The sequence below is a fragment of the Bacillus sp. GW821-FHT11D08 genome, assembly GCF_058808515.1.
This window is the reverse complement of record NZ_JBXARS010000009.1, coordinates 159,144-183,158: the sequence shown is the minus strand read 5'-3', so window position 1 is coordinate 183,158 and position 24,015 is coordinate 159,144. Positions and strand designations below refer to the sequence as shown.

Below are 24,015 nucleotides of genomic sequence, written 5' to 3'. Positions count from 1 at the left end.
GTATTTATTATACTAGGATAATCAACAACTTGTAATAGGATAATTGCGAGTTACAATAAATACATACCGAAGGAGGAATGACCATGAAAAGAGTTGTGATCACCGGAATGGGAGTGATTTCACCTCTCGGCAATGATGTGCATACATTTTGGAAACACCTGACGGAAGGAAAATCGGGAATCTCTTTCATCGATTCGTTTGATGTCTCCGGCTCCAAGACAAAAATAGCCGGCACTGTCCGTGATTTTGACGCAGAAGAAAGATGGGGCAGAAAAGAAGCGAGACGGCTTGACCGTTTCAGCCAGTTTGCTTTAGCGGCAGCGGAACAGGCGCTTGAAAGCTCCGGGATTCAGCTCGATCAGATTGACCGTGAACGCCTCGGCGTGTACGTCGGCTCGGGAATCGGCGGCATCACGACTTTGATTGATAACGTTCATACTTTAAATGAACGGGGAGCGCGAAAAGTGAGCCCAAGCCTTGTCCCCATGATGATCTCAAATGCGGCCGCCGCTCAAATCAGCATCAGATTAGGCGCGCTCGGCCCCTCACTTTCTCCCGTCACCGCGTGTTCCATCGGCAATACGTCGATCGGGGAAGCATTCAACGCCATTCGGAATGATGACGCAGATATCATGTTTGCCGGGGGAGCGGAAGCGGCGATTACGAATTTGTCATTAGCCAGCTTCGGCAATGCCCACGCGCTGTCAGCGAGAAACGAAGACCCCGCCGCGGCAAGCCGGCCGTTTGACGCGGATCGCGATGGATTTGTCATGAGTGAAGGCGCGGGCATCTTAGTATTGGAATCATTGGATAGCGCAATCGGCAGAAATGCCCCGATCCTTTGTGAGGTGCTCGGCTACGGTGCGAGCTCTGACGCCTATCATATGGTGGCCTCCCATCCGGAAGGAACGGGCGCATACCTGGCGATGAAAAACGCTTTGAAAAAGGCGAACGTTTCAGCGGAAGACATTGATGTCGTAAGCGCTCATGCGACAAGCACAAAAGCCGGAGATCTTTCTGAAACATTGGCCATCAAGACATTATTCGGGGAGCTTGCGTATGATATTCCGGTTACGGCCAACAAATCAATGCTCGGCCACATGCTTGGCGCGGCAGGCGGCGTTGAAGCCATCGCTCTGACAGAAAGCCTGAGACACGGCATCATCCCGCCGACGATCAATCTGCAGCACCCTGATTCGGCATGTGATTTGGACTATGTAGCAGACGGGCCCCGCCATCAATCGTTAACGATCGGCCTTTCCAACTCATTCGGCTTTGGCGGGCATAATTCGGCGATCGTGCTGAAGAAATATGAATAACGGGCATCAAAAAAAGGAGTGAATCATTTCACTCCTTTTTTGCTTTCTCCGGTTTTGTTGTTAAGGCGAAAAAAGCGATGGAACCGATAACGGATGTCGTGAACATAATTGCCCCCATCGGGACGGCCGTCGCTTCATTCATCCCCACAAGCGGCGACACGATGGAACCGAGAAGAAGCGGAAGCATGCCAAGCAGTGCGCTTGCGCTTCCCGCGCGGTGTCCCTGCTTTTCCATCGCCAATGTAAAGGTGCTTGTCAGCGTCATGCCGATCGTAATCATATAAATAAAAATTGAAATCACCAGTGCCGCCAGCGGTCCGTGAATGATCGTCATGACGAGCAGAACGGCAGTCGCCGTCATCGCTGTAATCACGCCGATTCTCAACAGGCTTTTTTCGTGAATGATCCCGCCGAAACGCCCGATGATAAAGCTTCCGGTAATGATCGCCAGACCGTTTATGCCGAATAAAACACTGAATACCTGAGGCGATACTCCGTAAATATCCTGATACACAAAAGGCGTTCCGGAGACATACGCAAAGCTCCCGCCGTGAATAAAACCGACCGTCAGCGCATAACCGATAAATGACCGATCCTTAAGCAGGCTTCCCATTGTCCGCACGGAATTTCCGATGGAGCTCGGAATCCGCTTTTCCGGCGGCAGGGTTTCTGTCAGCTTGAGCGCAATGATGAGAACAAGCAAAAACCCGATAAAGGTTAAAAAGAGAAAAATGGTATGCCATGATGCAAACGGAAGCAGTAATATCGCGCCTCCCGTCATCGGCGCCACCATCGGCGCGACGGCGGTAATGACCATCAGCAGCGAGAAAAATTTAGAAAGCTCTCTTCCCGAAAACACATCTCTGACGATTGCACGGGATAAAACGAGTCCTGCCGAAGCGGTGAATCCTTGAAGAAAACGGGCAATCACTAATGTAGTAATGTTCGGTGCAAGTGCGCAAAACAGAGAAAACAACGCAAATAAAAAAATACATAGTAATAACGGTTTTCTTCTTCCCTTCGCGTCACTTAACGGGCCGACAACAACCTGTCCGATTGTCAGTCCGATCAGACATGCGGTTAAACTGAGCTGGACAAGCGATGCGCGGGCGCTTAAATCTTCAGCGATTTCAGGGAAACTCGGCAGATACATATCTATATTGAGCGGCCCCAGTATCGCAAGCATTCCGAGAAGAAAAGCCAGCGCAAGCCGCTCCTTACCGGTCGGATTATGCAGCATATCGTTCCCACCTTTCCTTTGTCAATCTCTCAAAACATTTGTATATTGTATCATAATTTTTTCTTTATTTTTAAAAGTTTTCAAAGGGCATAAAAAAACCAAGGGCTGTAACAGCCCTTGGGTCCGGGTCACGCGGTAAAAGGTTTTACGCGTGTTTTTCTTTAAATGCTTTTGCGTATTGATCAGCCGCTATAATGGCATCCGCCACGTCGTCAGCCGTCACGTCAAAAGCGGCATGAATCGTTTCTTCTTCAATCGTCGCGGCTTCTGCCACTTTCATAATGTCCTCTTTAGATGCGTCTTTCAATTTGATGTCTTCAAGTGTGACAGGCAGCCCCAAGCTGATATAAAACGCGATATACCGCTCAATTTCCTCAAGCGAACGTTTTTCCAGGGCCAATTGAACGAGCGTGCCGAATGCCACTTTTTCACCGTGGGTCAAGTGATGGATTTCACCTTCAAGCGCGGTAAATCCGTTATGAATGGCATGTGCCGCAGCTAAGCCGCCGCTTTCAAATCCCAGTCCGCTCAGAAGTGTATTGGCTTCAACCACCGCTTCCAATGCGGGCGTAACGGCTTTCGCTTTCACAGACTCATAAGCGAGACGGCCGTATTTGAATAATACCGCTTCACATTTTTCCGCGATAGCCTCTCCGGCGATTGTCGGAATTCCGCCTGCCATCGTTTTACCGCCATTGGCGATGACACTGCGCGCCTCTATCCACGTCGCCATTGCATCGGCAATCCCTGATGCTAAAAAGCGCGGCGGAGCTTCCGCGACGATTTTCGTATCGACCAGAACCAGGTCAGGATTCTTATGATAGAAACGATAGTTTTCGAACGCGCCTTGTTCAGAATACACGACAGACAGCCCGCTTGTCGGAGCATCCGTTGAAGCGGCCGTCGGCACGATAACGGTATAGCCGTTTATTTCATCTGATACGGCTTTGGCCGTATCAAGCGTTTTACCGCCGCCGACTCCGATGACAATAGTCGCGCCTGCTTTTTCTGCGATGCCGGCAATTCTTTTCATTTCTTCCTGGGAGGCTTCGCCGTTGAAAACCGCCTCTTCAGAAGAGATATTGCTTTTCTTTAATTCAGCCGTCACCTTGTGGCCCGCGATATCCCATACGGTTTTGTCCGCAATGACGACGGCTTTTTCACCAACGCCCTCCAGATGTCCGCCGATCGTTTTAATGGCGTTTTTTCCCTGCACGTATTTGGCCGGACTGATAAAAATTCGTTCCAATGTCATCATCCCTTCTTCGTTGTCTCTCATTACATTTCTCTTATTGATAGAGCAGAAATGAAAACTCTTCTGATATCATTCCTCGTTTTAAATTGATTTAAACCTCATATACACTGCAGAAAAATCAATTTTCACGGCATTGACAAGATGTGAAGGTGTCTATATAATCTTCGATATTGAAGCTGATCATTCTTTACTGAATGAACAAACGAGATTGTGAATGATTCGTCTTAAAAATTATTTAGTTCTGCTGGATAATTTTTGAGGCGTTTTTGTTTTTTATATATTTTTGACTGCAGAGGAGGTTTGCACATGAAGAACATTTGCAAGGATATACTGATGATTATGGCCGGAGCCTTTCTTATTGCGGCGTCCGTGGAATTTTTCGTCATCCCGAATCATTTAGGGGACGGCAGCACCGTGGGAATCGCTCTCGTGTTATATTATCTTTTCCATATACCTGCAAGTATTACGACTCTGGTTGTAAATTTGATTTTTATCGGGCTGGCTTATAAATTTTTAACGAAAAAAACGATTTTATACACGATACTCGGTACGGGAATGACTTCTGTTTTTCTCAGCATCGTCAGCTTTATTCCGTTCGGCGTGCACGATATGGTGCTCGGGATTGTATTCGGCGCTCTGCTGATGGGAGCGGGGCTGGCATTGATCTTTATCGCTGACGGATCTACCGGCGGGACCACGCTGTTGGCGTATTTATTAAATTACACAAAGGGCTTTAACATCTCGAAAAGCATGTTTTATATGGATTGTGTCATCATTTTCGCATCCGTTTTAGCGATCGGCATCAATCATATGCTGTATACGTTTATATTCGTATATCTGTGCGCCAAAATCGTCGATATTGTCATTGAGGGTTTCCATAATAAAAAAGCTCTCACCATTATGTCTGACCAATACGAAGAAATCGCCAAAGCCATCACCTCCGAGTACGGCAACGCGGCGACGATTTTTTACGGATACGGCTATTACGGCAGCAAAGACAAGCGCATTATCTATGTTGTCATTAAAAAGAACGAATTGCTGAAAATCAAAAAACATGTTCAAAAAATTGATCCGAAATCATTTATCGTTATTCATGAAGTAAAAGAAGCTGTCGGAGGGCAATTCGGGTTTACAAACCTGCCCGCCGCCGCAAATGAAAAATAACCGCCTGCAGTGTATAGCTGCAGGCTTTTTTTATTCGGCTCTTCCCCGCTCAAAGGTTTTTACATTTTTCAATCGAAGTAGTAGATGAAATCTTTTTGATGGAGGAACATAAAAAATGAATATCAAAACTGACAGGCTCATAATTCGGACATTTGAACCGGAAGATTGGCAGGATGTCTATGCGTACACCTCAAATCCAAATGTCATGAAATATATACCAGAGGGTGCCTTTACTGAAGAAGATGCCAGGAAATTCGTTACTGAAAACAGCGGTGAACATGCCGGGAAGTTTCCCGTTTTATTGAAGGATGAGAAAACGGTCATTGGCCACATTGCTTTTTTTCAGTATTTTGGCGATCATACGTATGAAATCGGCTGGGTGTTTCACCCGGAATACCAGGGCAAAGGATATGCTTCAGAGGCGGCGCGCGCCGTGCTGGCATTCGGGTTTAACAAGATGAAATTACACCGGATCATTGCGACATGTCAGCCGGAAAACATGGCTTCGCACCGGGTGATGGAAAAGATCGGGATGAGACGGGAAGGATTTTTTAAAAAATGCATCCCCCATGATAATGAATGGTGGGACGAATATTATTATGCCGTTTTAGAAGAAGAGTGGGAAGTCTCCAATCTGGAATAAAAAGGCTTATACCCTTTGCTTTTACAGATAAGTGTGTGCTACACTGTTTGTAACAAATACGAAGGGATGATGGGTGGACAATGATTAACTAATCTTATTTTGACCGTTTGAAATCAAATATTTCAAATCAGAAAAAATAGGATTAGTCTGCCCATTTTCTATACGATACGAAAGCTATGTGAAAATAGCTTATTTGATCATGCACAGGTACGGCTAATCCTTCCAAATCAATTGGGAGGATTTTTTTGGTCCTCCCTTTAAAGCGAGGGATTGACATATGAAAGAAATGTTAAAAATAAGCGGCATCAGTTATGAAATCAACAGCGTTCCCCTTTTTGAACAAATCAGCGCGAGCGTTCAGCAAGGTGACATCATCGGCGTTATCGGTAAAAACGGCGCCGGCAAATCGTTATTGCTGCAATTGATCTGCAATCAAAAAGCGCCGGCACAAGGACAGATCCAGATGATGCAAGATGTGAACATATATATGGTGGAACAAGAAACGGAAGCTTATGATTCCGGCCATCCGGAGCCTGCGGAGGCAGCCTTGTTAGAAAAGTGGAACGTGCCCGCACGCGCCTTTTCGCAATTGAGCGGCGGAGAAAAATTGAAAGCCCGTCTTGCCAAAGGTTTCTCCTCCTCAAGCAGCCTTTTGTTATTAGATGAGCCGACGAACCACCTCGATCAGCACAGTTTAGAAATACTGCTAAATCAGATCAAGAATTACAAAGGCACCATTATTTTTGTTTCGCATGATCGTGCTTTTATAGATGCAGCGGCGACAAAAATCTGGGCCATCGAAGGAAAGAAACTCATTGAACATAAAGGGAATTATTCAAGCTATATGGAGGTCCGAAAACAGAGAAGGCTGACACAGCAGCGGGAATATGAGAATCAGCAGCATATGATCAGACGGATTGAAGCTCAAATGAACGAGCTGAGCGCCTGGTCAAAAAAAGCCCACGCCCAATCAACGAAAATAGAAGGCTTTAAAGAATACCATCGCGTCAAAGCAAAACGCACGGACGCCCAGATTAAATCAAAGCAGAAGCGTCTTGAAAAAGAGCTTGAAAAAGCGAAAGCAGAACCGGTTGAAGCGGAGTATGAAGTCCGTTTTTCCATTGAGCACCGCAAAAAAGCGGGAAAGCGTTTTTTAGAAGTAAGGGATGCCGCAAAGTCATATGACGGACGAACGCTTTTCAAAAACGTGAATTTCACTGTGATGCACGGTGAAAAGATCGCGATTACAGGCCCGAACGGCAGCGGGAAAACAACATTATTGAAGGTCATCCTCGGTCAGGAAAAAGCACAGGACGGCAGCATATGGATATCTCCGTCTGCAAACGTCGGATATTTAACCCAGGAAGTATTCGACCTCCCGCTTGATAAAACCCCCGAACAGCTTTTTTACAAAGAAACGTTCGAAGCAAGGGGAAATGTTCAATCCCTCATGAAGCATTTAGGATTTACCGCAGCGCAATGGACGGAACCCATCGGCAAGATGAGCATGGGAGAGCGGGTCAAATGCAAACTGATGGCGTTTATTTTAGAGGAGAAAGATGTGCTGATTCTGGATGAGCCGACAAACCACCTTGATCTGCCGTCACGCGAGCAGCTTGAAGACACTTTGGCCCGATACGACGGAACGCTCATCATCGTATCTCATGATCGTTACTTTGTCGAAAAGACGACGGACATCCGGCTTGATATCTCAAACGGCAGCGTCCGAAAACAATGGAAAGAATCTCCCTCCGTCAGGGACGATGCTGAAGAACTGCGATTAAAGCTTGAGACCGAACGGCAGGAAGTCCTCGGAAAACTCAGCTTCATGACTCCGGCTGATAAACAATATCGTGAGCTTGATCAAAAATTCAAAGAGCTGACGGAAGAAATCAAGAAATTGAAATGAATGAAAAACCCGTGACTGTCACGGGTTTTGTTTTGGAAAGCTCACGTATCATGAAGAATAATTTCAAACTGATTTGTACAACCTACGTTCAGATTAATTATGAGCATGGTTCAGGGGGGCGAAGAATGGCCAAACGCATTGGAATTACGGGAAACATTATGGCTGATCAATCCGGCCCTTTCCCGGGTTATAATCGGGCATATGTCAATAATGATTATATTCAGTCTGTTTCTGAGGCCGGCGGTGTGCCGTTTATATTGCCGGTGATTCAAGAGACGGCGCTTTTAAAGGAACAGGTCTCTCATGTTGACGGGATCATTCTGTCCGGCGGTCAGGATATAGACCCGCTGTTTTACGGCGAAGAACCTTTACAGGCTTTAAGAAAGACCTTTCCTGATCGGGACGCCTACGAGAAGGAGCTGATTCTCACGGCGGTTGCTTTAGAAAAGCCGATTCTGGCCATCTGCCGGGGGATGCATATGTTAAACGTCACTTACGGGGGAACTTTATATCAAGACCTGACACACGCTTCGTTTGCTGACATTAAGCATGATCAAGAAAAAGATCCGCCGTTAAAAACCCATCATGTTTCTTTTGAAAAAGGGACACGTCTCCATACCTTGTTTGGCGATTCAGCGCGGGTGAATTCATTCCATCACCAGATCATAAAAGAGACGGCGCCTTCGTTTAAAGTGGCGGCTTATGCGAAAGACGGAGCCATTGAAGCGATTGAACGGACGGGTGAATTATTTGTCGTCGGCGTGCAATGGCATCCCGAAATGCTGACAAAAAAACATGAAGACATGAAAAAGCTTTTTTCTCTTTTCATGGATGGGGTCAGCACATAAAAAAAGCAGATCATAACGATCTGCTTTTTCATTTTATTCTTCCGGTTTCTCCGGTGTTTTGCCTTGTGTCAGCTTATGGCCTTCGATATCACAATGAGTGATGCTCAATGCCGTTTTTTCTCCCTGCATCCCCCAACTATTTTACGATCATCGTACTGATCGGCATCGTGCTCAGCGGGCTCGTCTCCCGCGCGGCAAAACCGCCCGCGCATCAGAAAAATGTTCATGACACCAACAGCCATTCCATGTGAACAAGAGGAAGCGATTGTGCTTCCTCTTTTTTTTGACTCTCCGCTTTTTCTGATAAACAAAATTTGTAAGACTAGACCTCTTTTCTCAGGGGAAATTAATTACGTAATTGAGAAGAGGAGGTTTAAAGATAATTATGGAAAAGCGTGAATTAGCGGCTCACGAGTCGCTTGACTTACATGAAATCATTAACTTCAAGACGCTTTGTGTAGCGAAATCCAAGCTCATGCAAGGGCTTGTGTTTGATCAGGATCTGAAAACGTTAATGGAAAAAGACGTTCAGCAAGCCTCTCAAGACCTGGCTGATCTGCAGGCGGTTTATGAACGGGCAACGTTTCAGGCTCCCGTTCCTCAAAACCGGCCGACTTCGATCATCAATTGAAAGGAAGGTAAGCATCATTGAATCATGACCATTTAGATCCGATCAATTCATTACATGTCCCTGAACTTGCGGACATGACATTCGCAATGGATTTTCTCATACGCGCCAAAGAAGGCGTCAGAAATACCGCCGTCGCTTTAACAGAAACCGCTTCACCTGATGTAAGAGCTTTGCTGCGCAAACAGCTCATGCAGGGAATCACGATGCATCAGGAGATAACAGACTTGATGGTCAGCAAAAAGTGGTTTCACCCGCATGATCTGAGCGAACAGTATAAATTGGATCAGCTCTCTGCGAAAAATACCCTCATGGTCGGAAATATGAATCTGTTTCCCGTTGAAACGAACAGAAAAGGGATGTTTGACCGCACACCTGATGAACACTAACACTGGAGGTATTACAGCATGAAGGCCGTAACGTATCAAGGAGTGAAAAACGTCGTTGTCAAAGACGTGCCTGATCCGAAGATTGAAAAACACGATGACATGATTATAAAAGTCACAAGTACGGCAATTTGCGGATCAGATTTACATTTAATCCACGGACTCATCCCGAACTTGCAGGAAGACTACATCATCGGCCATGAACCGATGGGCATCGTGGAAGAAACCGGTCCCGGCGTGACGAAAGTCAAAAAAGGCGACCGCGTCATTATTCCTTTTAATATCGCCTGCGGAGAATGCATTTATTGTAAAAATCACCTGGAAAGCCAATGTGATCAATCAAATGAGAACGGCGATATAGGCGCTTATTTCGGCTATTCAGGAAATGCCGGCGGCTATCCGGGAGGACAGGCGGAGTATTTGCGCGTTCCATTTGCGAACTTTACCCATTTTAAAGTTCCCGAAACATGCGAAGAACCGGATGAGAAACTGAGTGTTATTTCCGATGCGATGACAACCGGCTTTTGGAGCGTTGACAATGCCGGCGTAAAAGAAGGCGATACAGTTATCGTTCTCGGCTGCGGGCCCGTGGGCCTTTTCGCTCAAAAATTCTGCTGGTTAAAGGGAGCGAAACGCGTAATAGCCGTAGACTATGTCAACTACCGTCTCCAGCATGCGAAACGGACGAATAAAGTGGAAATCGTGAACTTCGAAGACCACGAAAATACGGGCAGCTACCTGAAGGAAATCACCAAAGGCGGCGCCGATGTTGTCATTGACGCCGTCGGCATGGACGGAAAAATGACGGATCTTGAGTTCCTCGCCAGCGGATTAAAACTTCAAGGCGGAGCGATGAGCGCATTGGTCATCGCCTCCCAAGCGGTGCGAAAAGGCGGAACGATCCAGATTACGGGCGTGTACGGCGGCAGATACAACGGGTTTCCCCTTGGCGATATCATGCAGCGAAACGTCAATATCCGATCAGGACAAGCTCCCGTCATCCACTATATGCCGTATATGTTTGAACTGGTGTCAACCGGCAAAATTGATCCGGGCGATGTTGTAAGCCATGTCATTCCGCTCAGCGAAGCGAAGCACGGCTATGAGATGTTTGACACGAAAACAGATGATTGCATAAAAGTTGTACTCAAACCTTAGAGAACGGAGGCTACAGAAATGGCCAGCGCCTTACATGAATTACTCGAAATTCAGGAGATGGCTTCTTTTAAGTCACTTTGTCTGACGAAGTCCAAAACCATGAAAGCGCTCGTATCCGATCCGCAGCTGAAAGAAATCATGCAGCAGGATGCGGATACATCAACAAGGCAATTGCAGGAGTTTGCCTCGATTTTATCTGATGCACAGCATGAATGAGGAGATGAATGACGAATGAATCCGATTATTGAATACTTGACGGGAATGAATGCACTGACAGACCAAATTGTCGCAATGGATTTATTGAATTCGGCAAAAAGCGGTGTCAGAAACTATGCGATGGCGGCGACGGAAGCCGGAACGCCTGAAGTGAAAGCGATCCTCACCCGTCACTTAGAAGAAGCCATCGACATGCATGAGCAAATCTCACGCTATATGATGGAAAAAGGCTGGTATCATCCGTGGAACACAGATGAACAAGTCCGGTTTAATTTACAAAATATTGATACGGCGCTCCGCCTGCCCGTCCTATAAACCGTTTTGCTGCTGAGACAGCACCCCTGACTCAAGCTTCAGTATTTCAAACTGTGAGCTGCCTTTTACAGCGCCCAGGCGGCTCTCAGTTTTTTTATGCCTTCTTGTATATCGGTTTCAGAAACCCCCGCGAAACCGAGAGAAACTGTTTTTTCAGGGAGCTGTTTTTGATAGGTGAGAGACACGGGATAGATTTTGACGCCTTGTTCCTCCGCCTTTTCAATCAGCTCTTTTTCACTGAAAGGCAGCTGAATGTCAAGTAAAATCCGCAGTCCGGAATTTTCTCCGCGAATCCTGACGTATTGTCCCAACTCGCGCCGCACGGCCTCTAATAATACCGCTCTTTTTTTCCGGTACAGCTTTCTCATTCTGTTAATATGTTTCTGCCACTCTCCGCTTTTGATAAATTGAGCCAGCGTCAGCTGACTGTGGCAGGAAACGGTCTGTTTATATAAAGAAGCGATTTCCCTGCCTTTTTCGATAAGCGGCAAAGGAAGAATCATATAGCTGATGCGCAGCGAAGGAAGCAGAGATTGGGAAAACGTTCCCATATAAATGACACGGTGATGCTGATCAAGCCCCTGCAATGATGGGATCGGCTGGCCGGTGTATCGGAATTCACCGTCATAATCATCTTCTATAATGAACGATTGATGTTCCTTCGCCCATTTCAGCAGCTGAATCCTTCTGTTTACCGGCATAATCGTTCCTAACGTAAATTGATGAGAAGACGTGACATATACAAGACGCGGCCGCTCTTCATTCAGCTTCCGGATACAGACTCCTTCATCATCGACGGGTATCGGAATGATCTTCATGTGATTGGCTTTAAAAATCTCCCTCGCTCTCGGATAACCCGGATCTTCATATCCGATGGATAGATTTGCTTCAAATATTTTGCACAGCATTTGCAAAAGAGCAGGGTTCCCGGCGCCGACTATCACTTGTTCAGGACGACAATTCACCCCGCGCGACTGATATAAGTACTCCGAAATGAGCGTTCTCAATTCAAGCTCGCCCAAATCATCCCCGGGCCGATACAGCTCATGCCCGTATTGATCTAAGCTTGCAACCATACTTTTGCGCCATGCCGAAAACGGAAAATGAGCGGCATCCACAGTGCCGTAGTGAAAATCAATCCATTGGCGGTCTTCCTTCGCCTTTGTTTGAACAGGCGAAGCGCCCGGCTTTTTCACATAGACGGCGTCCGAGTCATAATCGGCAAACCATCCGCTTCTCGGCTTACTGACAATATAGCCTTCGGCGGCAAGCTGTTCATAGGCCCGCTCCACAGTCGTCTGACTGATGGAAAGCTGACTTGACAAAAGCCTTTTTGAAGGAAGCTTCAGTCCTTTAGGAAGACGGCCCTGATGCATATTTTCCTTAAAATGCCGATAAAGCTGCTGATAAAGCGGAATATCCAGATCTCTATTTAAAAATGGCGTGATATCCATTTTTGCTCCCTCCAAACTGGCATTCTTCTTTTTATAAAAACTGGCCATTTGTATAAGGCCAATTTCAGTTTATAGTCATTATAAACTTTGAAAATGGGTTTAGAAATATATATTGGAGTGATTGGAATGAAGAAAGCCGCAAACGGCTGGATTAACGGATTTATCGGCGTGCTCATTTTCAGCGGCTCGCTTCCTGCGACCCGCTTGGCTGTAGCGGACTTTGACCCGGTATTTCTCACCGTATGCCGCGCCGCGATAGCCGGTATATTGGCAGGCGCTCTGCTCCTCATTTTTCAGGAGAAACGCCCTGCCAAAAGCGACATCATTTCACTAATAACAGTAGCGCTCGGCGTCGTGATCGGTTTCCCGCTGCTTACAGCCTTAGCGCTTCAGCATGTCACATCCGCTCATGCCATTGTCTACATCGGGCTTCTCCCGCTTGCGACGGCGATCTTCGGCGTACTGCGAGGAGGCGAACGGCCCAGGCCGGTCTTTTGGATTTTCTCGGCTGCCGGCAGCATCCTCGTAGCCGGATATGCTCTGCTGCAAGGAGGAGAATCCTCTCCGCTCGGTGATACGTACATGATCGCTTCGATTATCGTGTGCGGTCTCGGTTATGCCGAAGGCGCCCGCCTCTCCCGGCGGCTTGGCAACTGGCAGGTGATCTCTTGGGCACTCGTTTTTTCGCTCCCCCTTATGTTCATCCTGTCTTTCTGCTTCATGCCGGACTCATGGTCAAACATCGGCGCGCCCGCACTGCTCAGTCTTGCATATGTCTCAATATTCAGCATGCTGATCGGCTTCGTATTCTGGTATCGCGGACTCGCCCAGGGAGGCATCGCCGCGGTCGGGCAGCTGCAGCTTCTGCAGCCTTTCTTCGGACTGTTACTGGCCGCCATGATTCTCCATGAAAAAGCAGGATGGGAACTTGCGGCGGTGAATGCCGGCGTTATCGCTTGCGTGGCGGCCGCCCGGCAGTTCGCAAATCAATCAGAAAAGGCCGAACAATGAACTTGTTCGGCCTTTTCATTATATTCCGCCCGTAGGCAGCAGAAGTCTGTATCTCTTTCACATGATCCGGCTATTTTTCAGACAGGCTGAACTCCCTTAAACGCACTCATCACTAGATCATGCACATAGGAATCATTCACCTCATCACCTGTAATAAGCAGACGATAGAAAATCGGTCCGTAAATGAGATCGATGCTTACGTCAATATCAAGATTCTCTCTTAATTCACCTTTTTGAATTCCCTTTTCCAGAAGGCCTTTCGCTTGGAGGCGGCGGGGCTTGAAAAATCTCGTGCGATATTCTTCCGCCAATTTTGCATCCAGCTGCCCCGCACCGATTAATTCCTTAATAACGGTTCCTTCCCGGCTCGTCAAAAACCTTGCTAAATTCGTGGCGTGGGTCAATATATCTTGCACTGTTGATCCTGTATCGGGCACAGGCAGTCTGTCCGTAGCGGTCGAAAGAAAGCTGTCCATGATAACGGCAGCCTTGTTTGACCACCATTTATAAATCGTTGCCTTACTTACTTTGGCACGCTCAGCAATTTTATCGACTGTCACCGCGTCAAAGCCATTTTCCAACAATAGATCATAGGCTGCAGAAAGAATCGCCTTATGTGTTCCTTCATCGCGCGGCCGTCCTCGTTTACTCTGCACATGAATCATTCCTTCCCGAATTATAAACGATACGTTCAGTATACTTAACCTGTATAAAAAAAGAAAACAGAAACCTATTTACAAAACTGAACGTTTAGTATATCATTTGCTTATAATGAAACTAAACGTTCAGTTTATAAAATAACTTGAGGGAAATCTTGATGAAACATAGACTCCCAAAGCCTCTGCGTAAAGGAGATGAATCAGCAAATCATTTATCAAAGCATCATAAAAACCACTTAAAAAGGAGTTCATTCATATGGCTAAAGAAAACAAACAAACAGCAGATCAGGGAATTTCACCTGGTTTAACCCTTCTTCTCGCAACGGCATGCGGTATCATTGTCGCTAATCTTTATTATGCACAGCCCTTGGCAGGATTCATTAGTGCGGCAATCGGGCTTTCTCCAAGCAGCGCAGGATTGATTGTCACACTGACTCAAATCGGATACGTTGCCGGCTTACTGTTTCTCGTCCCTTTGGGAGACATTATCGAAAACAAAAAACTTGTCGTTGTATCGCTCCTTCTAAGCGCAGCCGCTTTGACACTGACAGCATTTGCGAAGCATGGAACACTGTTTTTAGCCGCTGCGTTTTTCATCGGACTGGGATCAATTGCAGCCCAAGTGCTAGTTCCGTTCGCATCATACCTTGCACCGGACGCCGCACGCGGCCGGGTTGTCGGCAATGTGATGAGCGGCCTGCTGCTCGGTATTATGCTTTCCCGTCCGATATCCAGTCTGGTCGCTGATATATGGGGGTGGAATGCCATATTTGCTTTATCCGCCGCGTTAAGTGTTGTCCTGGCAATCGTCTTATCAAAAGTGCTTCCTGCCAGAAAACCAACAGCAAACACAAGCTACACCGTCTTACTCGGTTCAATGTGGAAGCTGCTGCGCACGACTCCGGTCTTACGCCGCCGTGCCATTTATCATGCGTTTGTATTTGGCGCTTTCAGCTTGTTCTGGACGACTGTACCTTTATTATTGTCCGGTCCTGCTTTTCATTTTTCTCAAAAGGCAATCGCGCTGTATGCATTAGCGGGCATTGCAGGTGCAGCGGCTGCACCGATAGGCGGCCGTCTGGCTGATCGCGGCTTGACCCGGCTTGCCACCGGAATCGCTCTCGGTGTTGTCATCGTTTCTTTATTACTCCCGCTCATGATTCAAAGCAGCTCTCACGTCGGCATAGCAGTTCTGGTGGCCGCAGCTATCCTGTTGGATATGGGTGTATCTGCCAATCTCGTACTCAGTCAGCGTGCCATTTTTTCGTTGGCACCTGAATTTCGCAGCCGATTAAACGGATTATTTATGGCCATCTTCTTTCTGGGCGGTGCTATAGGATCATCAATCGGAGGATGGGCATACGCCTCAGGCGGGTGGAGTATCACATTATGGATTGGAATCGCTTTTCCGGTCATCGCATTGCTTTATTTCACCACGGAGAAATAAGCCTTTCACCAAAAATAAGCCGTCAGGACCAAGCTGACAGCTTTTTTTGATGTATTCTTCTTTACATCCTTCCGAACAAAAAATCCCGATTCATGAAAAGATGATATTGATTCTTTACGCCCCGCTCATATAGACGGGCGCGTGCCCGCTGCCGATTCTTTCAGCAGCGGTAAAACCATGTCATAATATGTTAAGAAATAATTGCGCCATAGGCAGGTGAACACATGAAGAAGTATTTATATAAACACCTTTTGTTAGCTCTCGTTTCGTCCGTTTGCTTTTTATTGGTCTTTTATGTGAGTTTAAAAGTGACACAGGAAGACACACCGCAGTTGTCTTCTTATCCGTTTTACCTTTTTATTTATATGTACATAGCAGCCGGTTATTTGACGGTCGGCCTTGTTTCAGCATGTATGACTGATGTCTTGAAGAACCGCTGGACATTCAATAAAACGTGTTCCATTCTATTGAAACTTATCGTTTACTTACTCATACCGTATGCTATTTTTCATTCTTTCTTCATTTTAATGGCGCCGTTGATTTATGTGCTGTTTGAGTCGTTATTCATCCTGAGAAAAGCTTCATAACCTGAAAAAACATACCGCCTGCTGCCGGTATGTTTTTCTGCTTGTCAGTTGTTCGCAGTGATCTGTTTGATGTTTTCTTCCATCAAGCCGGAAATGAGCTGTTCGTTTGTATGAGGAATCTGTTTGAGCTGTTGTACGACCAGCCCTTGTCTTGCAGCAGAATGATTTTGACTCAGCTTTGCTTTCCCCTCTATTTTGCTGATTTTGATTTTAAAACCTTTTACCCCTTTGTTCATGCCTGCCAGCAATTTCGCATCGACATCCTCTAATTTGTACGGGCTGTCGGGGCTTTCGTATTTCAATACGAGATCACTCATCGACTGCACGGTTTCTTCCTCATCCAAAAGCTCCGCCTCTCCGTAAACATGAACCGCCACATAATTCCATGTGGGAACAGCCTGATTCGTCTCATACCATTTAGGCGAGATATAACAATGCGGCCCTTGAAAAACGGCTAACACGTTTTGGCCATCAATCTCTTTCCATTGGGGGTTCGGCAATGCAAAATGACCGTATAAGCATTCGTTATTCTTACTCATCATCAATGGCAGGTGGGTTGCATACGGCATGCCTTCCGCCGTTGAAAACAATGCTGCGAAACCATACTCTTTGATAACATCGCACGCTTGAGCTTCACTCAGCTGAAATGGAGCGGGAATATACATACAAAACTCTCCTCTCGAACATGGATTGATAAAGCGCTTTCCGCTATAATAAGATATCACCTGACATTTAAAAAGGTACAGTTAGGAATAAATACACATGTCAGAGGAGAACATCTGATGAAAAATATGATTTTCGCTTTCGAAAGCGACACCCCGAAATACAAACAAATTTACGAGCAATTTAAAACATTGATTGAGCAGGGAAATATTCAGGCAGATGAGCGGCTGCCTTCGATTCGGGAGCTGGCAGATTCCCTGCGGGTAAGCCGCAATACAACGCTGATGGCTTATGATCTTCTTTTAGCGGAGGGATACATTCGCGGAGAAACACGCAAAGGTTATTTTGTAAATGAAGTAGAACCTTCTATATTTCAAAAAGAAAACGATGTTGTTTACGCTGAAAAAACCGAATCAACTCAGCCGGTCCTGATTGATTTTCGCGCCGGAGCCGTCGATCAAAAGCATTTTCCTCTGAAAACATGGAGAAAATTATACAATCAAGTTTTGACATCAGAGAAAAGCTTCCTGTACGGTGAACCGTTCGGCGAGAGAGACCTGCGTGAACAAATTGCCGCTTATCTCTTGGAATCCCGCGGAGTGAAAACAGATGCGGATTCCATTATCATCGGCAGCAGCACGCAGCAGATGCTGATATATCTCAGCCGGATTCTGAAAGAGGATTTTTCGGGAATGATCGTTGAAGACCCGGGATTTGACGGTGCCAGAGCGGCTTTTCAATTTCACGGGCTTTCTCTGGAGACGATGCCTGTCTATGAAAACGGAGCTGATTTTTCTCAATTACATGCAATGAAAGAAAAATTAATCTATGTGACCCCATCCCATCACAGCCCTTACGGCGTAAGCATGTCCATTCAGCAGCGCCAAACTCTGATCAATTGGGTGAATCATAGAGAGGGTTATATTCTTGAGGATGATTATGACAGTGAATTCCGTTATACACAGCAGCCGTTTCCCGCTCTTGCTTCCATTCAATCAGACCGGGTGATTTATTTAGGGAATTTCTCAAAATCCTTTCTTCCGGGCATCCGCATAAGCTATATGGTTTTGCCGCAGCGCCTTTTGCACCGGTATAAAGAACGGTTTATTCATTTCGAAAGCACCGCTTCTTCGCTTAACCAGCTGACCATGGCTGAATTGATGAAGGCCGGTGAATGGACCCGCCATATTAAGCGCATGCGCATTGTTTACAGGCGAAAAATGCAGCACTTGATTTCACATGTAAAGCAGCAGTTCGGCGGTCATGTGACGATCATCGGCGACCAGTCGGGTTTGTATATATTGATGAGAGTTCACCTGAACTATACAGAAGAAACATTAATCGAACGCGCTTTTCAGTACGGAGTGAAGGTATACCCTACCGCCGTTTATTTCGTTGCCGAAAAACCCGAACCGCCGATCATAAAGCTGGGTTTCGCCCATCTCGATACGGATCAGATCACACAGGGCGTACAGCTTTTGAGAAATGCTTGGCTGTCATGATAGAAAAAAGGCGCCGAACGGCGCCTTTTTTTATTTCGTATTTCTTGTGAATTTCGGCAGTCCAAATATGATGGCGGCGATGCCGCAGATTCCGATTAAAACGGGATAGAAAGAGTATGGCAGGATGCTGACGGGTGAAATATTCCCGAATTTCCCGGCTGATAACAGCTGCGCGCCGTAAGGAATCAATCCTTGTATCATACACGAAAAGATATCCAGAATACTTGCCGATTTTCTGTTGTCGATGTTGAATTTATCAGCGATATTCTTTGCAATCGGCCCGGCTGCGATAATGGAGATCGTATTATTGGCAGCAGCCAGATTCGTCACGCTGACCAGTCCGGCAATGCCGGCTTCGGCGCCTTTTTTGGAACGGATTCGTTTCGTGATGAACTCCAGTAAAAAGTCGATCCCGCCGTTTTGTTTCATCACGCCGACCATCCCGCCGATCAGCATGGACAGGATGATCAGATCGCTCATTCCGGCAATTCCATCCGTAATCGCCTTAAAATAAGAGTCAAGCGTCAGGCTGCCGCCCGCTAATCCGATGATCCCCGTCAAAACCAATCCGCCGAATATGACAGCCATCACATTAATACCGATTAACGCAAAAACCAACACGGCGACATAAGGAAGCACCTTAATCCAGCTGTAAGATTCAGCACCCGTATGGCCGACGTGGCCTGCCGGAATAAAAAATAAGATAATAACAGTCACAATGGCAGCAGGCAAAACAATCAGAAAGTTCGTTTTGAATTTATCCATCATTTGTGTTTTTTGCGTCCGGACTGACGCGATGGTCGTATCAGAAATAAAAGAAAGATTATCTCCGAACATAGCTCCGCCGACCACAGCCGCCATCGTAATCGCGCCGGAGATTCCAAGCTCCCCGCTCAGACCCGCGCTGATCGGCGCAACCGCCGCAATCGTGCCCATTGATGTTCCCATCGATATAGAAATAAAACAAGCAATGATAAACAGCCCCGGCAGCAAAAACTGCTGCGGAATAACGCTCAAAGCAAGATTGACAGTTGAATGCACCGCTCCCATCGCTTCAGCCGCCGAAGCAAAGGCACCTGCCAATATAAAAATCATTACCATAATGATAATATCAGGATGTCCCGCACCGGAAGCGAACCATTCTATTTTTTGATTGAGCGATTTCTTCCGGTTAAATAACAGCGCAAAAGCTGACGCAATGATCGCGGCAATCAAGATCGGCAATTTATAAAAATCTCCGGTCACCAGACCAGAGCCGACAAAAAGCCCTACGAATAAGACTAAAGGCAATAACGCCCAAGGGTTCTTTTTATTGTTCATCTGGGTAAACCACCTCTTTTCAGCATTAAAGTCGCTAATCACAGTCTAAGCAACATTTCACACTTTAAAAGTCTGCAGTAAAAAAGTCAAGCTGAAAAAAGGATAAGTAATGATTGATAAGATAGAAAAAGCTGTTTTGTTTCCACTCTTTAGAAAATAAAAAAACCAAGGCTCGTTTCCCTTGGTACATTTCATGCGGCCCCGCGTCCGGGACACCTTCTCTTCATTCAGAAATACATTCAGCTTTCAATCTGTTTTTAAGTTTCGCTTCATTTTCAAGGATATCTTCGTAATCCTCAATCTTCCTGTTTAATCGTTTTATGGTTTCATCAATTTCCCTCTGTTTCTCCGTCAGCCTTTTCCTTTCATTTATAAGGATGTTTTTTCGGGGTTCGATCGTATGATCGGCTCCTTCAATAAATAAAGCGGTATATTCAATCAGCGCCTCAATCGACAGCCCGGCACTTCTCATGCATTTTATAAATTGAATCCAATTCACATCATCTTCGTCATAATCGCGGATGCCGCTTTCATCGCGTTTTACCGGAGGAATCAGTCCTATACTTTCATAATACCTAAGCGTTGCGGCTGATAACTCAACCTGCTTTGCAGCCTGCGCAATCTTCATATTTTTACCACCCGTCCTTCATACCTTTCATAAGCGTGCCATTATAGAATATCATTTCATAAAAAAATAAACCAAACTCCTTGACTTAAAGTCCGCTTTAACATTTAAAGTAAAATCGAACAGAGGATTCATCACTTTATCTTGGAAAGGAAGATAACCATGTGCAATAATCATCCGACTCGTGTATTAAGCGCTCCGCATGCAAAAGCTAAATTTGAGCGGACAACGATTGAGAGAAGAGCATTACGGCCGCACGATATCCTGATTGATATTAAGTACAGCGGGATTTGTCACTCAGACATCCACAGTGCATTCGATGAATGGGGCGGCGGAATCTTTCCGATGGTTCCCGGACACGAAATTGCCGGAGTTGTGGAAGCCGTGGGTGAAGAAGTCACCACATTTGCCGTCGGCGACCGTGTGGGTGTCGGCTGTTTTGTAGACTCCTGCGGGGAATGTGAATACTGTCTGAACGGAGACGAACAATATTGCACAAAAGGCGTTGTTCAGACTTATAATAACCTGGACTACGACGGAAACCCTACGTACGGCGGCTACAGCCAGAAAATAGTTGTCACTGACAGATTCGTTGTCCGGATTCCGGATCAGCTGGATTTGGATGCTGCCAGCCCGCTATTGTGCGCGGGCATTACCACCTATTCTCCGCTGAAACACTGGAATGCCGGCCCCGGCAAAAAAGTGGCGATTGTCGGAATGGGCGGGCTCGGACATTTAGCCGTTCAATTTGCGCACGCTTTAGGCGCAGAGGTCACCGTCCTCAGCCGCTCAATGAACAAAAAAGACGAAGCGCTTGAATTTGGAGCCGATCATTACTTTGCAACAAACGATCCGGATACATTTACTGAGCTGGCCGGACGATTTGATCTTATTTTAAATACAGTATCCGCGAACCTTGACGTAGATGCCTACTTATCCCTGCTTCGCATTGACGGTACATTGGTAAATGTGGGAGCGCCCGCTAAGCCGGACTCATACAGTGTGTTCTCCTTAATCACGGGCCGCCGCAGCATTGCGGGTTCACTCGTCGGCGGTATTCCGCAGACTCAGGAGATGCTTGATTTCGCCGCCGAGCACGGCATTGCTCCTAAAATTGAAGTGATACCGGCCAATCAAGTTGACGAAGCGTACGAACGGGTTCTCCAAAGCGATGTCCGCTACCGTTTCGTCATTGATATTTCAACTTTATAATCGACATAAAAAACATACCAATATTTGTTGGTATGTTTTTTTCAGTTCAAATTATTTTTTATTTCAGCAGCCATCCGGGCACCGCTTTTATATAAACCAATTCGCCTATCAATTCAACGATTGTCTGTGTGACGATAACAGCGGCGGCTAATGAGGCCCAAGCATCCGGCAAAGCCAGCGCTAACGGCAGGACTGCGAGAGAATTTCTTGTGCCCGTGCTGAAGATCAATGCTCTTCCTTCACCTGTATCCAGACGGAACGCATATGCGATAAGCCGGGAGACAAACGGCATAATGAGCAGGAATAACAGATAGATCGGAATCACACGTATAATGATGTCAGCATCACTGATGACCTTTCCGATTTGTGTGGCGACGACCGCCAGTAAGACCAGAGCCATAAAAGGAACAGGCAGCCAGGCCGTCCATTCCAGCATCTTTTCTCCCGCCGGCTTCTTATCAGCCCATAATTGAGTCATCACCGCCGCCAGCAGCGGCACTGCTATTAACAATAAGAATGCTTCCAGAAACGGTCCCGCATGAACAGCCCCTATCACTTCTTTCCCGATAAACAGCCACAGGTATAACGGAAGCAATACCATCTGAACGGCGAACAAAACCGGCGTGGAAGCCAGTATTAATCTCTCATTTCCTTTGCCGAGCTGAGTAAAGACGATGACGTAATCAATACAAGGTGTAAGCAATACCAAACAAACCCCTAATAATATAGGAGGAGATTGAGGAAAAATGGCGGTTAACACCCATACAACGACAGGTACAGCTAAGAAATTACCGATTAGTAAAGCCGCCATAAACTTGAGGTTTGACATGGCTTCCTTCAGCTTCAAGAATGGGATTTGGGCAAACATGGCATACATGAGAACAGCGATAAGCGGTGATATCGTCCATCCCCAGCGAAGTCCTGAATCTTTCCCGGCGATCCCCGCTATTCCGCCGATTACAAGAGTCACACCATATATCCAAATTTGCTGTTTTTCTAATGTCTCTCTGGTTATTTTCATTGGCTGACACCTCTTCTCCGCCCATTATACCTTCTTTTCTGCCGCTCTTGCATTATGGTTCTGCCGGAATTAAAAAACACCAAGGGTCTGTGACACTTGGTGTTTTTGGAACGCGGCCGAGAAAAACGGGTTGAAAACCGTTAATCCTTGTAAATAACTCCCAAAAAATATTTTTGACATACTGTTCCTTATCGAATAAAAGCATTCTCTTTCATTTCCAAAGCATCATCCAGCCATCTCGGGTGCATCGGCAAGAGATGTTCAGGTAATTCATGGATATCAAAATATCTGATTTCCATAGCTTCCTCTGTGGACTTTTTCAAAGTGCCGCCGATGACGTCACATTGAAAACAATTGGTAATAAAATGGCTGACTCTGCCGTCAGGGTATATAAAGGTTTGTGAACTCGGATCAGAATAAACGCCTATCATTTTAGAGACTTTCACCACTAATCCAGTTTCCTCTTCTATTTCTCTTATAATTGCTTGTTCAACTGTTTCACCAGGTTCCACATGTCCTGAAGGAATGCCCCATAAACCATTATCAGCACGCTTCATTAATAAAACGGAACTTGATTCTTTAATTATAATTCCAGCGACTCCGGCTTTCACTTGTTCTGTCCATTGGAAATCCGGTTTTTTCCGTACTTCTGCCTTTATTTCATTATCGAACAAGTCTTTCAGATCGCGGATCACAACATCCGGATTTCTAAAATCATGTTTTGCAGGAAATAAAGTATTTTGTTCAGAAACTAATACGGAAGTGATGCCTATTTGGTTTGCTCCGACAATATCTGTTTCAGGCGTATCCCCAATCATAACGCATCTCTCTTTATCTTCAAAAGACTCGAGTACTTTTTCAAATATTGAAGACGCCGGTTTTCCAATTATAATCGGCTCTTTAGCAGCTGCTGTTTTAACAGCCGCGACTATAGCGCCTGTCGCGGGAGCTGGTCCGTTAGCGGCAGGAAATGTTTTATCCCCGTTTGCAGCGATAAATGAAGCCCCGCAGCGGATGAGGTTTACTGCCTTATGCACATCCTGAAATGTAATATTTTGATCCCATCCAATGACAACAGCCTCCGCCTGATCTTCCGTAAGATCAATACCGGCCTTTTGAATTTCACTTTTAAGTTGGTCATTTCCCAATATATATGCCTTCTTTATTCCTTCACTGACAAGGTAATCAGCTGTTGCCCACCCCGCAGTAAACACTTCATCAATACTTGCTGAAATCCCCAGTTTATGAAGGCGTTTCACAATCGTTTCTCTTGTAACACAAGGATCATTCGTTAAAAAGCGAATGGCTTTCTTTTCTTCACGGAGTCGTTTTAAAGAGGCCACAGCTCCTGGTAAAGCTTTATCTCCTATATATATCACTCCGTCTAAATCAAATAAAAATACATCATAATTCTTGGAGATCATCATAACACT

25 protein-coding genes are annotated in these 24,015 nt (G+C 46.0%); 16 read left to right on the top strand and 9 right to left on the bottom strand.

Annotated features, from left to right (window positions below; all coding sequences use genetic code 11):
• Positions 1–83: 83 nt before the first annotated feature.
• Complete coding sequence (gene fabF / locus AC1RRX_RS17530) at positions 84–1,319, top strand: beta-ketoacyl-ACP synthase II (RefSeq protein WP_015239270.1); 1,236 nt, start codon at positions 84–86, stop codon at positions 1,317–1,319.
• A 28-nt stretch (positions 1,320–1,347) separates the two neighbouring features.
• Here fabF and AC1RRX_RS17525 read toward each other — a convergent pair whose 3' ends face one another.
• Together AC1RRX_RS17525 and AC1RRX_RS17520 are read right to left on the bottom strand one after the other, a co-directional pair.
• On the bottom strand, positions 1,348–2,559 hold the full coding sequence (locus AC1RRX_RS17525) for a Bcr/CflA family efflux MFS transporter (RefSeq protein ID WP_015239269.1): 1,212 nt from the start codon (positions 2,557–2,559) through the stop codon (positions 1,348–1,350).
• A 145-nt stretch (positions 2,560–2,704) separates the two neighbouring features.
• Positions 2,705–3,838: a glycerol dehydrogenase gene (locus tag AC1RRX_RS17520; protein ID WP_015239268.1), complete on the bottom strand. Its 1,134-nt coding sequence runs from the start codon at positions 3,836–3,838 to the stop codon at positions 2,705–2,707.
• A gap of 282 nt (positions 3,839–4,120) precedes the next feature.
• Here AC1RRX_RS17520 and AC1RRX_RS17515 point away from each other — a divergent pair, with 282 nt between their 5' ends.
• The 10 genes from AC1RRX_RS17515 to AC1RRX_RS17470 all read left to right on the top strand — a co-directional run bounded on the left by AC1RRX_RS17515 (position 4,121) and on the right by AC1RRX_RS17470 (position 11,081).
• Positions 4,121–4,978 carry a YitT family protein gene (locus AC1RRX_RS17515; protein WP_003156057.1) on the top strand — a complete coding sequence of 286 codons (858 nt, stop codon included), beginning with the start codon at positions 4,121–4,123 and terminating at the stop codon, positions 4,976–4,978.
• Positions 4,979–5,093: 115 nt separating this feature from the next.
• Positions 5,094–5,621 (top strand): GNAT family N-acetyltransferase, encoded by a 528-nt coding sequence (locus AC1RRX_RS17510; RefSeq protein ID WP_144464936.1) that lies wholly within the window; start codon positions 5,094–5,096, stop codon positions 5,619–5,621.
• Positions 5,622–5,898: 277 nt separating this feature from the next.
• Positions 5,899–7,530 carry a ribosomal protection-like ABC-F family protein gene (gene abc-f, locus AC1RRX_RS17505; RefSeq protein ID WP_020955403.1) on the top strand — a complete coding sequence of 544 codons (1,632 nt, stop codon included), beginning with the start codon at positions 5,899–5,901 and terminating at the stop codon, positions 7,528–7,530.
• A 125-nt stretch (positions 7,531–7,655) separates the two neighbouring features.
• Positions 7,656–8,378, top strand: a complete 723-nt coding sequence (locus AC1RRX_RS17500; RefSeq protein ID WP_119001716.1) for a gamma-glutamyl-gamma-aminobutyrate hydrolase family protein — start codon at positions 7,656–7,658, stop codon at positions 8,376–8,378.
• A gap of 107 nt (positions 8,379–8,485) precedes the next feature.
• Positions 8,486–8,629, top strand: coding sequence for a hypothetical protein (locus tag AC1RRX_RS17495; RefSeq protein ID WP_157680796.1), 144 nt, complete (start codon positions 8,486–8,488; stop codon positions 8,627–8,629).
• Between the two features lie 134 nt (positions 8,630–8,763).
• Positions 8,764–9,009, top strand: coding sequence for a hypothetical protein (locus AC1RRX_RS17490; protein ID WP_007409324.1), 246 nt, complete (start codon positions 8,764–8,766; stop codon positions 9,007–9,009).
• A gap of 17 nt (positions 9,010–9,026) precedes the next feature.
• Positions 9,027–9,395 (top strand): spore coat protein, encoded by a 369-nt coding sequence (locus AC1RRX_RS17485; RefSeq protein ID WP_015416918.1) that lies wholly within the window; start codon positions 9,027–9,029, stop codon positions 9,393–9,395.
• A gap of 18 nt (positions 9,396–9,413) precedes the next feature.
• On the top strand, positions 9,414–10,550 hold the full coding sequence (locus AC1RRX_RS17480) for a zinc-dependent alcohol dehydrogenase (protein WP_119001715.1): 1,137 nt from the start codon (positions 9,414–9,416) through the stop codon (positions 10,548–10,550).
• 18 nt (positions 10,551–10,568) lie between these two features.
• Positions 10,569–10,766 (top strand): hypothetical protein, encoded by a 198-nt coding sequence (locus AC1RRX_RS17475; protein WP_007409327.1) that lies wholly within the window; start codon positions 10,569–10,571, stop codon positions 10,764–10,766.
• 15 nt (positions 10,767–10,781) lie between these two features.
• The gene (locus AC1RRX_RS17470) at positions 10,782–11,081 is read left to right on the top strand and encodes a spore coat protein (RefSeq protein WP_032866803.1); all 300 of its coding nucleotides are present in this window, start codon (positions 10,782–10,784) and stop codon (positions 11,079–11,081) included.
• Positions 11,082–11,146: 65 nt separating this feature from the next.
• On the opposite strand, the gene pdxR (AC1RRX_RS17465) is transcribed toward AC1RRX_RS17470, so the two are convergent.
• Complete coding sequence (pdxR, locus tag AC1RRX_RS17465; protein ID WP_119001714.1) at positions 11,147–12,535, bottom strand: MocR-like pyridoxine biosynthesis transcription factor PdxR; 1,389 nt, start codon at positions 12,533–12,535, stop codon at positions 11,147–11,149.
• Between the two features lie 126 nt (positions 12,536–12,661).
• Between pdxR (AC1RRX_RS17465) and AC1RRX_RS17460 the strand changes: the two genes are divergently transcribed.
• On the top strand, positions 12,662–13,546 hold the full coding sequence (locus AC1RRX_RS17460) for a DMT family transporter (RefSeq protein ID WP_020955401.1): 885 nt from the start codon (positions 12,662–12,664) through the stop codon (positions 13,544–13,546).
• 77 nt (positions 13,547–13,623) lie between these two features.
• Here the strand turns inward: AC1RRX_RS17460 and AC1RRX_RS17455 are convergent, their stop codons facing one another.
• Positions 13,624–14,202: a TetR/AcrR family transcriptional regulator gene (locus AC1RRX_RS17455; protein ID WP_020955400.1), complete on the bottom strand. Its 579-nt coding sequence runs from the start codon at positions 14,200–14,202 to the stop codon at positions 13,624–13,626.
• 259 nt (positions 14,203–14,461) lie between these two features.
• Here AC1RRX_RS17455 and AC1RRX_RS17450 point away from each other — a divergent pair, with 259 nt between their 5' ends.
• Both AC1RRX_RS17450 and AC1RRX_RS17445 read left to right on the top strand, forming a co-directional pair.
• Entirely contained in the window at positions 14,462–15,652 is a 1,191-nt protein-coding gene (locus AC1RRX_RS17450; RefSeq protein ID WP_025284320.1) for an MFS transporter, read from the top strand.
• A 224-nt stretch (positions 15,653–15,876) separates the two neighbouring features.
• Positions 15,877–16,239 carry a hypothetical protein gene (locus AC1RRX_RS17445; protein ID WP_119027153.1) on the top strand — a complete coding sequence of 121 codons (363 nt, stop codon included), beginning with the start codon at positions 15,877–15,879 and terminating at the stop codon, positions 16,237–16,239.
• Positions 16,240–16,283: 44 nt separating this feature from the next.
• On the opposite strand, the gene AC1RRX_RS17440 is transcribed toward AC1RRX_RS17445, so the two are convergent.
• Complete coding sequence (locus tag AC1RRX_RS17440) at positions 16,284–16,904, bottom strand: FMN-binding negative transcriptional regulator (protein ID WP_039062687.1); 621 nt, start codon at positions 16,902–16,904, stop codon at positions 16,284–16,286.
• Positions 16,905–17,021: 117 nt separating this feature from the next.
• On the opposite strand from AC1RRX_RS17440, the gene pdxR (AC1RRX_RS17435) reads away from it, so the two are divergent.
• On the top strand, positions 17,022–18,404 hold the full coding sequence (gene pdxR / locus AC1RRX_RS17435) for a MocR-like pyridoxine biosynthesis transcription factor PdxR (RefSeq protein WP_119027152.1): 1,383 nt from the start codon (positions 17,022–17,024) through the stop codon (positions 18,402–18,404).
• Positions 18,405–18,434: 30 nt separating this feature from the next.
• Here pdxR (AC1RRX_RS17435) and AC1RRX_RS17430 read toward each other — a convergent pair whose 3' ends face one another.
• Complete coding sequence (locus AC1RRX_RS17430) at positions 18,435–19,724, bottom strand: Na+/H+ antiporter NhaC family protein (RefSeq protein ID WP_119027151.1); 1,290 nt, start codon at positions 19,722–19,724, stop codon at positions 18,435–18,437.
• Between the two features lie 223 nt (positions 19,725–19,947).
• Positions 19,948–20,352, bottom strand: a complete 405-nt coding sequence (locus AC1RRX_RS17425; RefSeq protein WP_007409338.1) for a MerR family transcriptional regulator — start codon at positions 20,350–20,352, stop codon at positions 19,948–19,950.
• 159 nt (positions 20,353–20,511) lie between these two features.
• Here AC1RRX_RS17425 and AC1RRX_RS17420 point away from each other — a divergent pair, with 159 nt between their 5' ends.
• Positions 20,512–21,561 carry an NAD(P)-dependent alcohol dehydrogenase gene (locus AC1RRX_RS17420; RefSeq protein WP_020955395.1) on the top strand — a complete coding sequence of 350 codons (1,050 nt, stop codon included), beginning with the start codon at positions 20,512–20,514 and terminating at the stop codon, positions 21,559–21,561.
• Between the two features lie 58 nt (positions 21,562–21,619).
• On the opposite strand, the gene AC1RRX_RS17415 is transcribed toward AC1RRX_RS17420, so the two are convergent.
• Positions 21,620–22,582, bottom strand: coding sequence for an arsenic resistance protein (locus AC1RRX_RS17415; protein ID WP_119027150.1), 963 nt, complete (start codon positions 22,580–22,582; stop codon positions 21,620–21,622).
• Between the two features lie 188 nt (positions 22,583–22,770).
• On the bottom strand, positions 22,771–24,009 hold the full coding sequence (locus tag AC1RRX_RS17410) for an HAD-IIA family hydrolase (RefSeq protein WP_020953905.1): 1,239 nt from the start codon (positions 24,007–24,009) through the stop codon (positions 22,771–22,773).
• Between the last annotated feature and the right edge of the window lie 6 nt (positions 24,010–24,015).

Bases quoted from the DNA above. Each gene is read 5' to 3' on its own strand.
- AC1RRX_RS17445 (WP_119027153.1), top strand. From the start codon at position 15,877: ATGAAGAAGTATTTATATAAACACCTTTTGTTAGCTCTCGTTTCGTCC.
- AC1RRX_RS17425 (WP_007409338.1), bottom strand. From the start codon at position 20,352: ATGAAGATTGCGCAGGCTGCAAAGCAGGTTGAGTTATCAGCCGCAACG.
- AC1RRX_RS17440 (WP_039062687.1), bottom strand. From the start codon at position 16,904: ATGTATATTCCCGCTCCATTTCAGCTGAGTGAAGCTCAAGCGTGCGAT.
- AC1RRX_RS17515 (WP_003156057.1), top strand. From the start codon at position 4,121: ATGAAGAACATTTGCAAGGATATACTGATGATTATGGCCGGAGCCTTT.
- AC1RRX_RS17470 (WP_032866803.1), top strand. From the start codon at position 10,782: ATGAATCCGATTATTGAATACTTGACGGGAATGAATGCACTGACAGAC.
- AC1RRX_RS17430 (WP_119027151.1), bottom strand. From the start codon at position 19,724: ATGAACAATAAAAAGAACCCTTGGGCGTTATTGCCTTTAGTCTTATTC.
- AC1RRX_RS17510 (WP_144464936.1), top strand. From the start codon at position 5,094: ATGAATATCAAAACTGACAGGCTCATAATTCGGACATTTGAACCGGAA.
- AC1RRX_RS17420 (WP_020955395.1), top strand. From the start codon at position 20,512: ATGTGCAATAATCATCCGACTCGTGTATTAAGCGCTCCGCATGCAAAA.
- AC1RRX_RS17500 (WP_119001716.1), top strand. From the start codon at position 7,656: ATGGCCAAACGCATTGGAATTACGGGAAACATTATGGCTGATCAATCC.
- AC1RRX_RS17415 (WP_119027150.1), bottom strand. From the start codon at position 22,582: ATGAAAATAACCAGAGAGACATTAGAAAAACAGCAAATTTGGATATAT.
- AC1RRX_RS17410 (WP_020953905.1), bottom strand. From the start codon at position 24,009: ATGATGATCTCCAAGAATTATGATGTATTTTTATTTGATTTAGACGGA.
- pdxR (WP_119027152.1), top strand. From the start codon at position 17,022: ATGAAAAATATGATTTTCGCTTTCGAAAGCGACACCCCGAAATACAAA.
- pdxR (WP_119001714.1), bottom strand. From the start codon at position 12,535: ATGGATATCACGCCATTTTTAAATAGAGATCTGGATATTCCGCTTTAT.
- AC1RRX_RS17495 (WP_157680796.1), top strand. From the start codon at position 8,486: ATGCCGTTTTTTCTCCCTGCATCCCCCAACTATTTTACGATCATCGTA.
- AC1RRX_RS17490 (WP_007409324.1), top strand. From the start codon at position 8,764: ATGGAAAAGCGTGAATTAGCGGCTCACGAGTCGCTTGACTTACATGAA.
- AC1RRX_RS17520 (WP_015239268.1), bottom strand. From the start codon at position 3,838: ATGAGAGACAACGAAGAAGGGATGATGACATTGGAACGAATTTTTATC.
- AC1RRX_RS17475 (WP_007409327.1), top strand. From the start codon at position 10,569: ATGGCCAGCGCCTTACATGAATTACTCGAAATTCAGGAGATGGCTTCT.
- AC1RRX_RS17480 (WP_119001715.1), top strand. From the start codon at position 9,414: ATGAAGGCCGTAACGTATCAAGGAGTGAAAAACGTCGTTGTCAAAGAC.
- abc-f (WP_020955403.1), top strand. From the start codon at position 5,899: ATGAAAGAAATGTTAAAAATAAGCGGCATCAGTTATGAAATCAACAGC.
- AC1RRX_RS17525 (WP_015239269.1), bottom strand. From the start codon at position 2,559: ATGCTGCATAATCCGACCGGTAAGGAGCGGCTTGCGCTGGCTTTTCTT.
- fabF (WP_015239270.1), top strand. From the start codon at position 84: ATGAAAAGAGTTGTGATCACCGGAATGGGAGTGATTTCACCTCTCGGC.
- AC1RRX_RS17460 (WP_020955401.1), top strand. From the start codon at position 12,662: ATGAAGAAAGCCGCAAACGGCTGGATTAACGGATTTATCGGCGTGCTC.
- AC1RRX_RS17450 (WP_025284320.1), top strand. From the start codon at position 14,462: ATGGCTAAAGAAAACAAACAAACAGCAGATCAGGGAATTTCACCTGGT.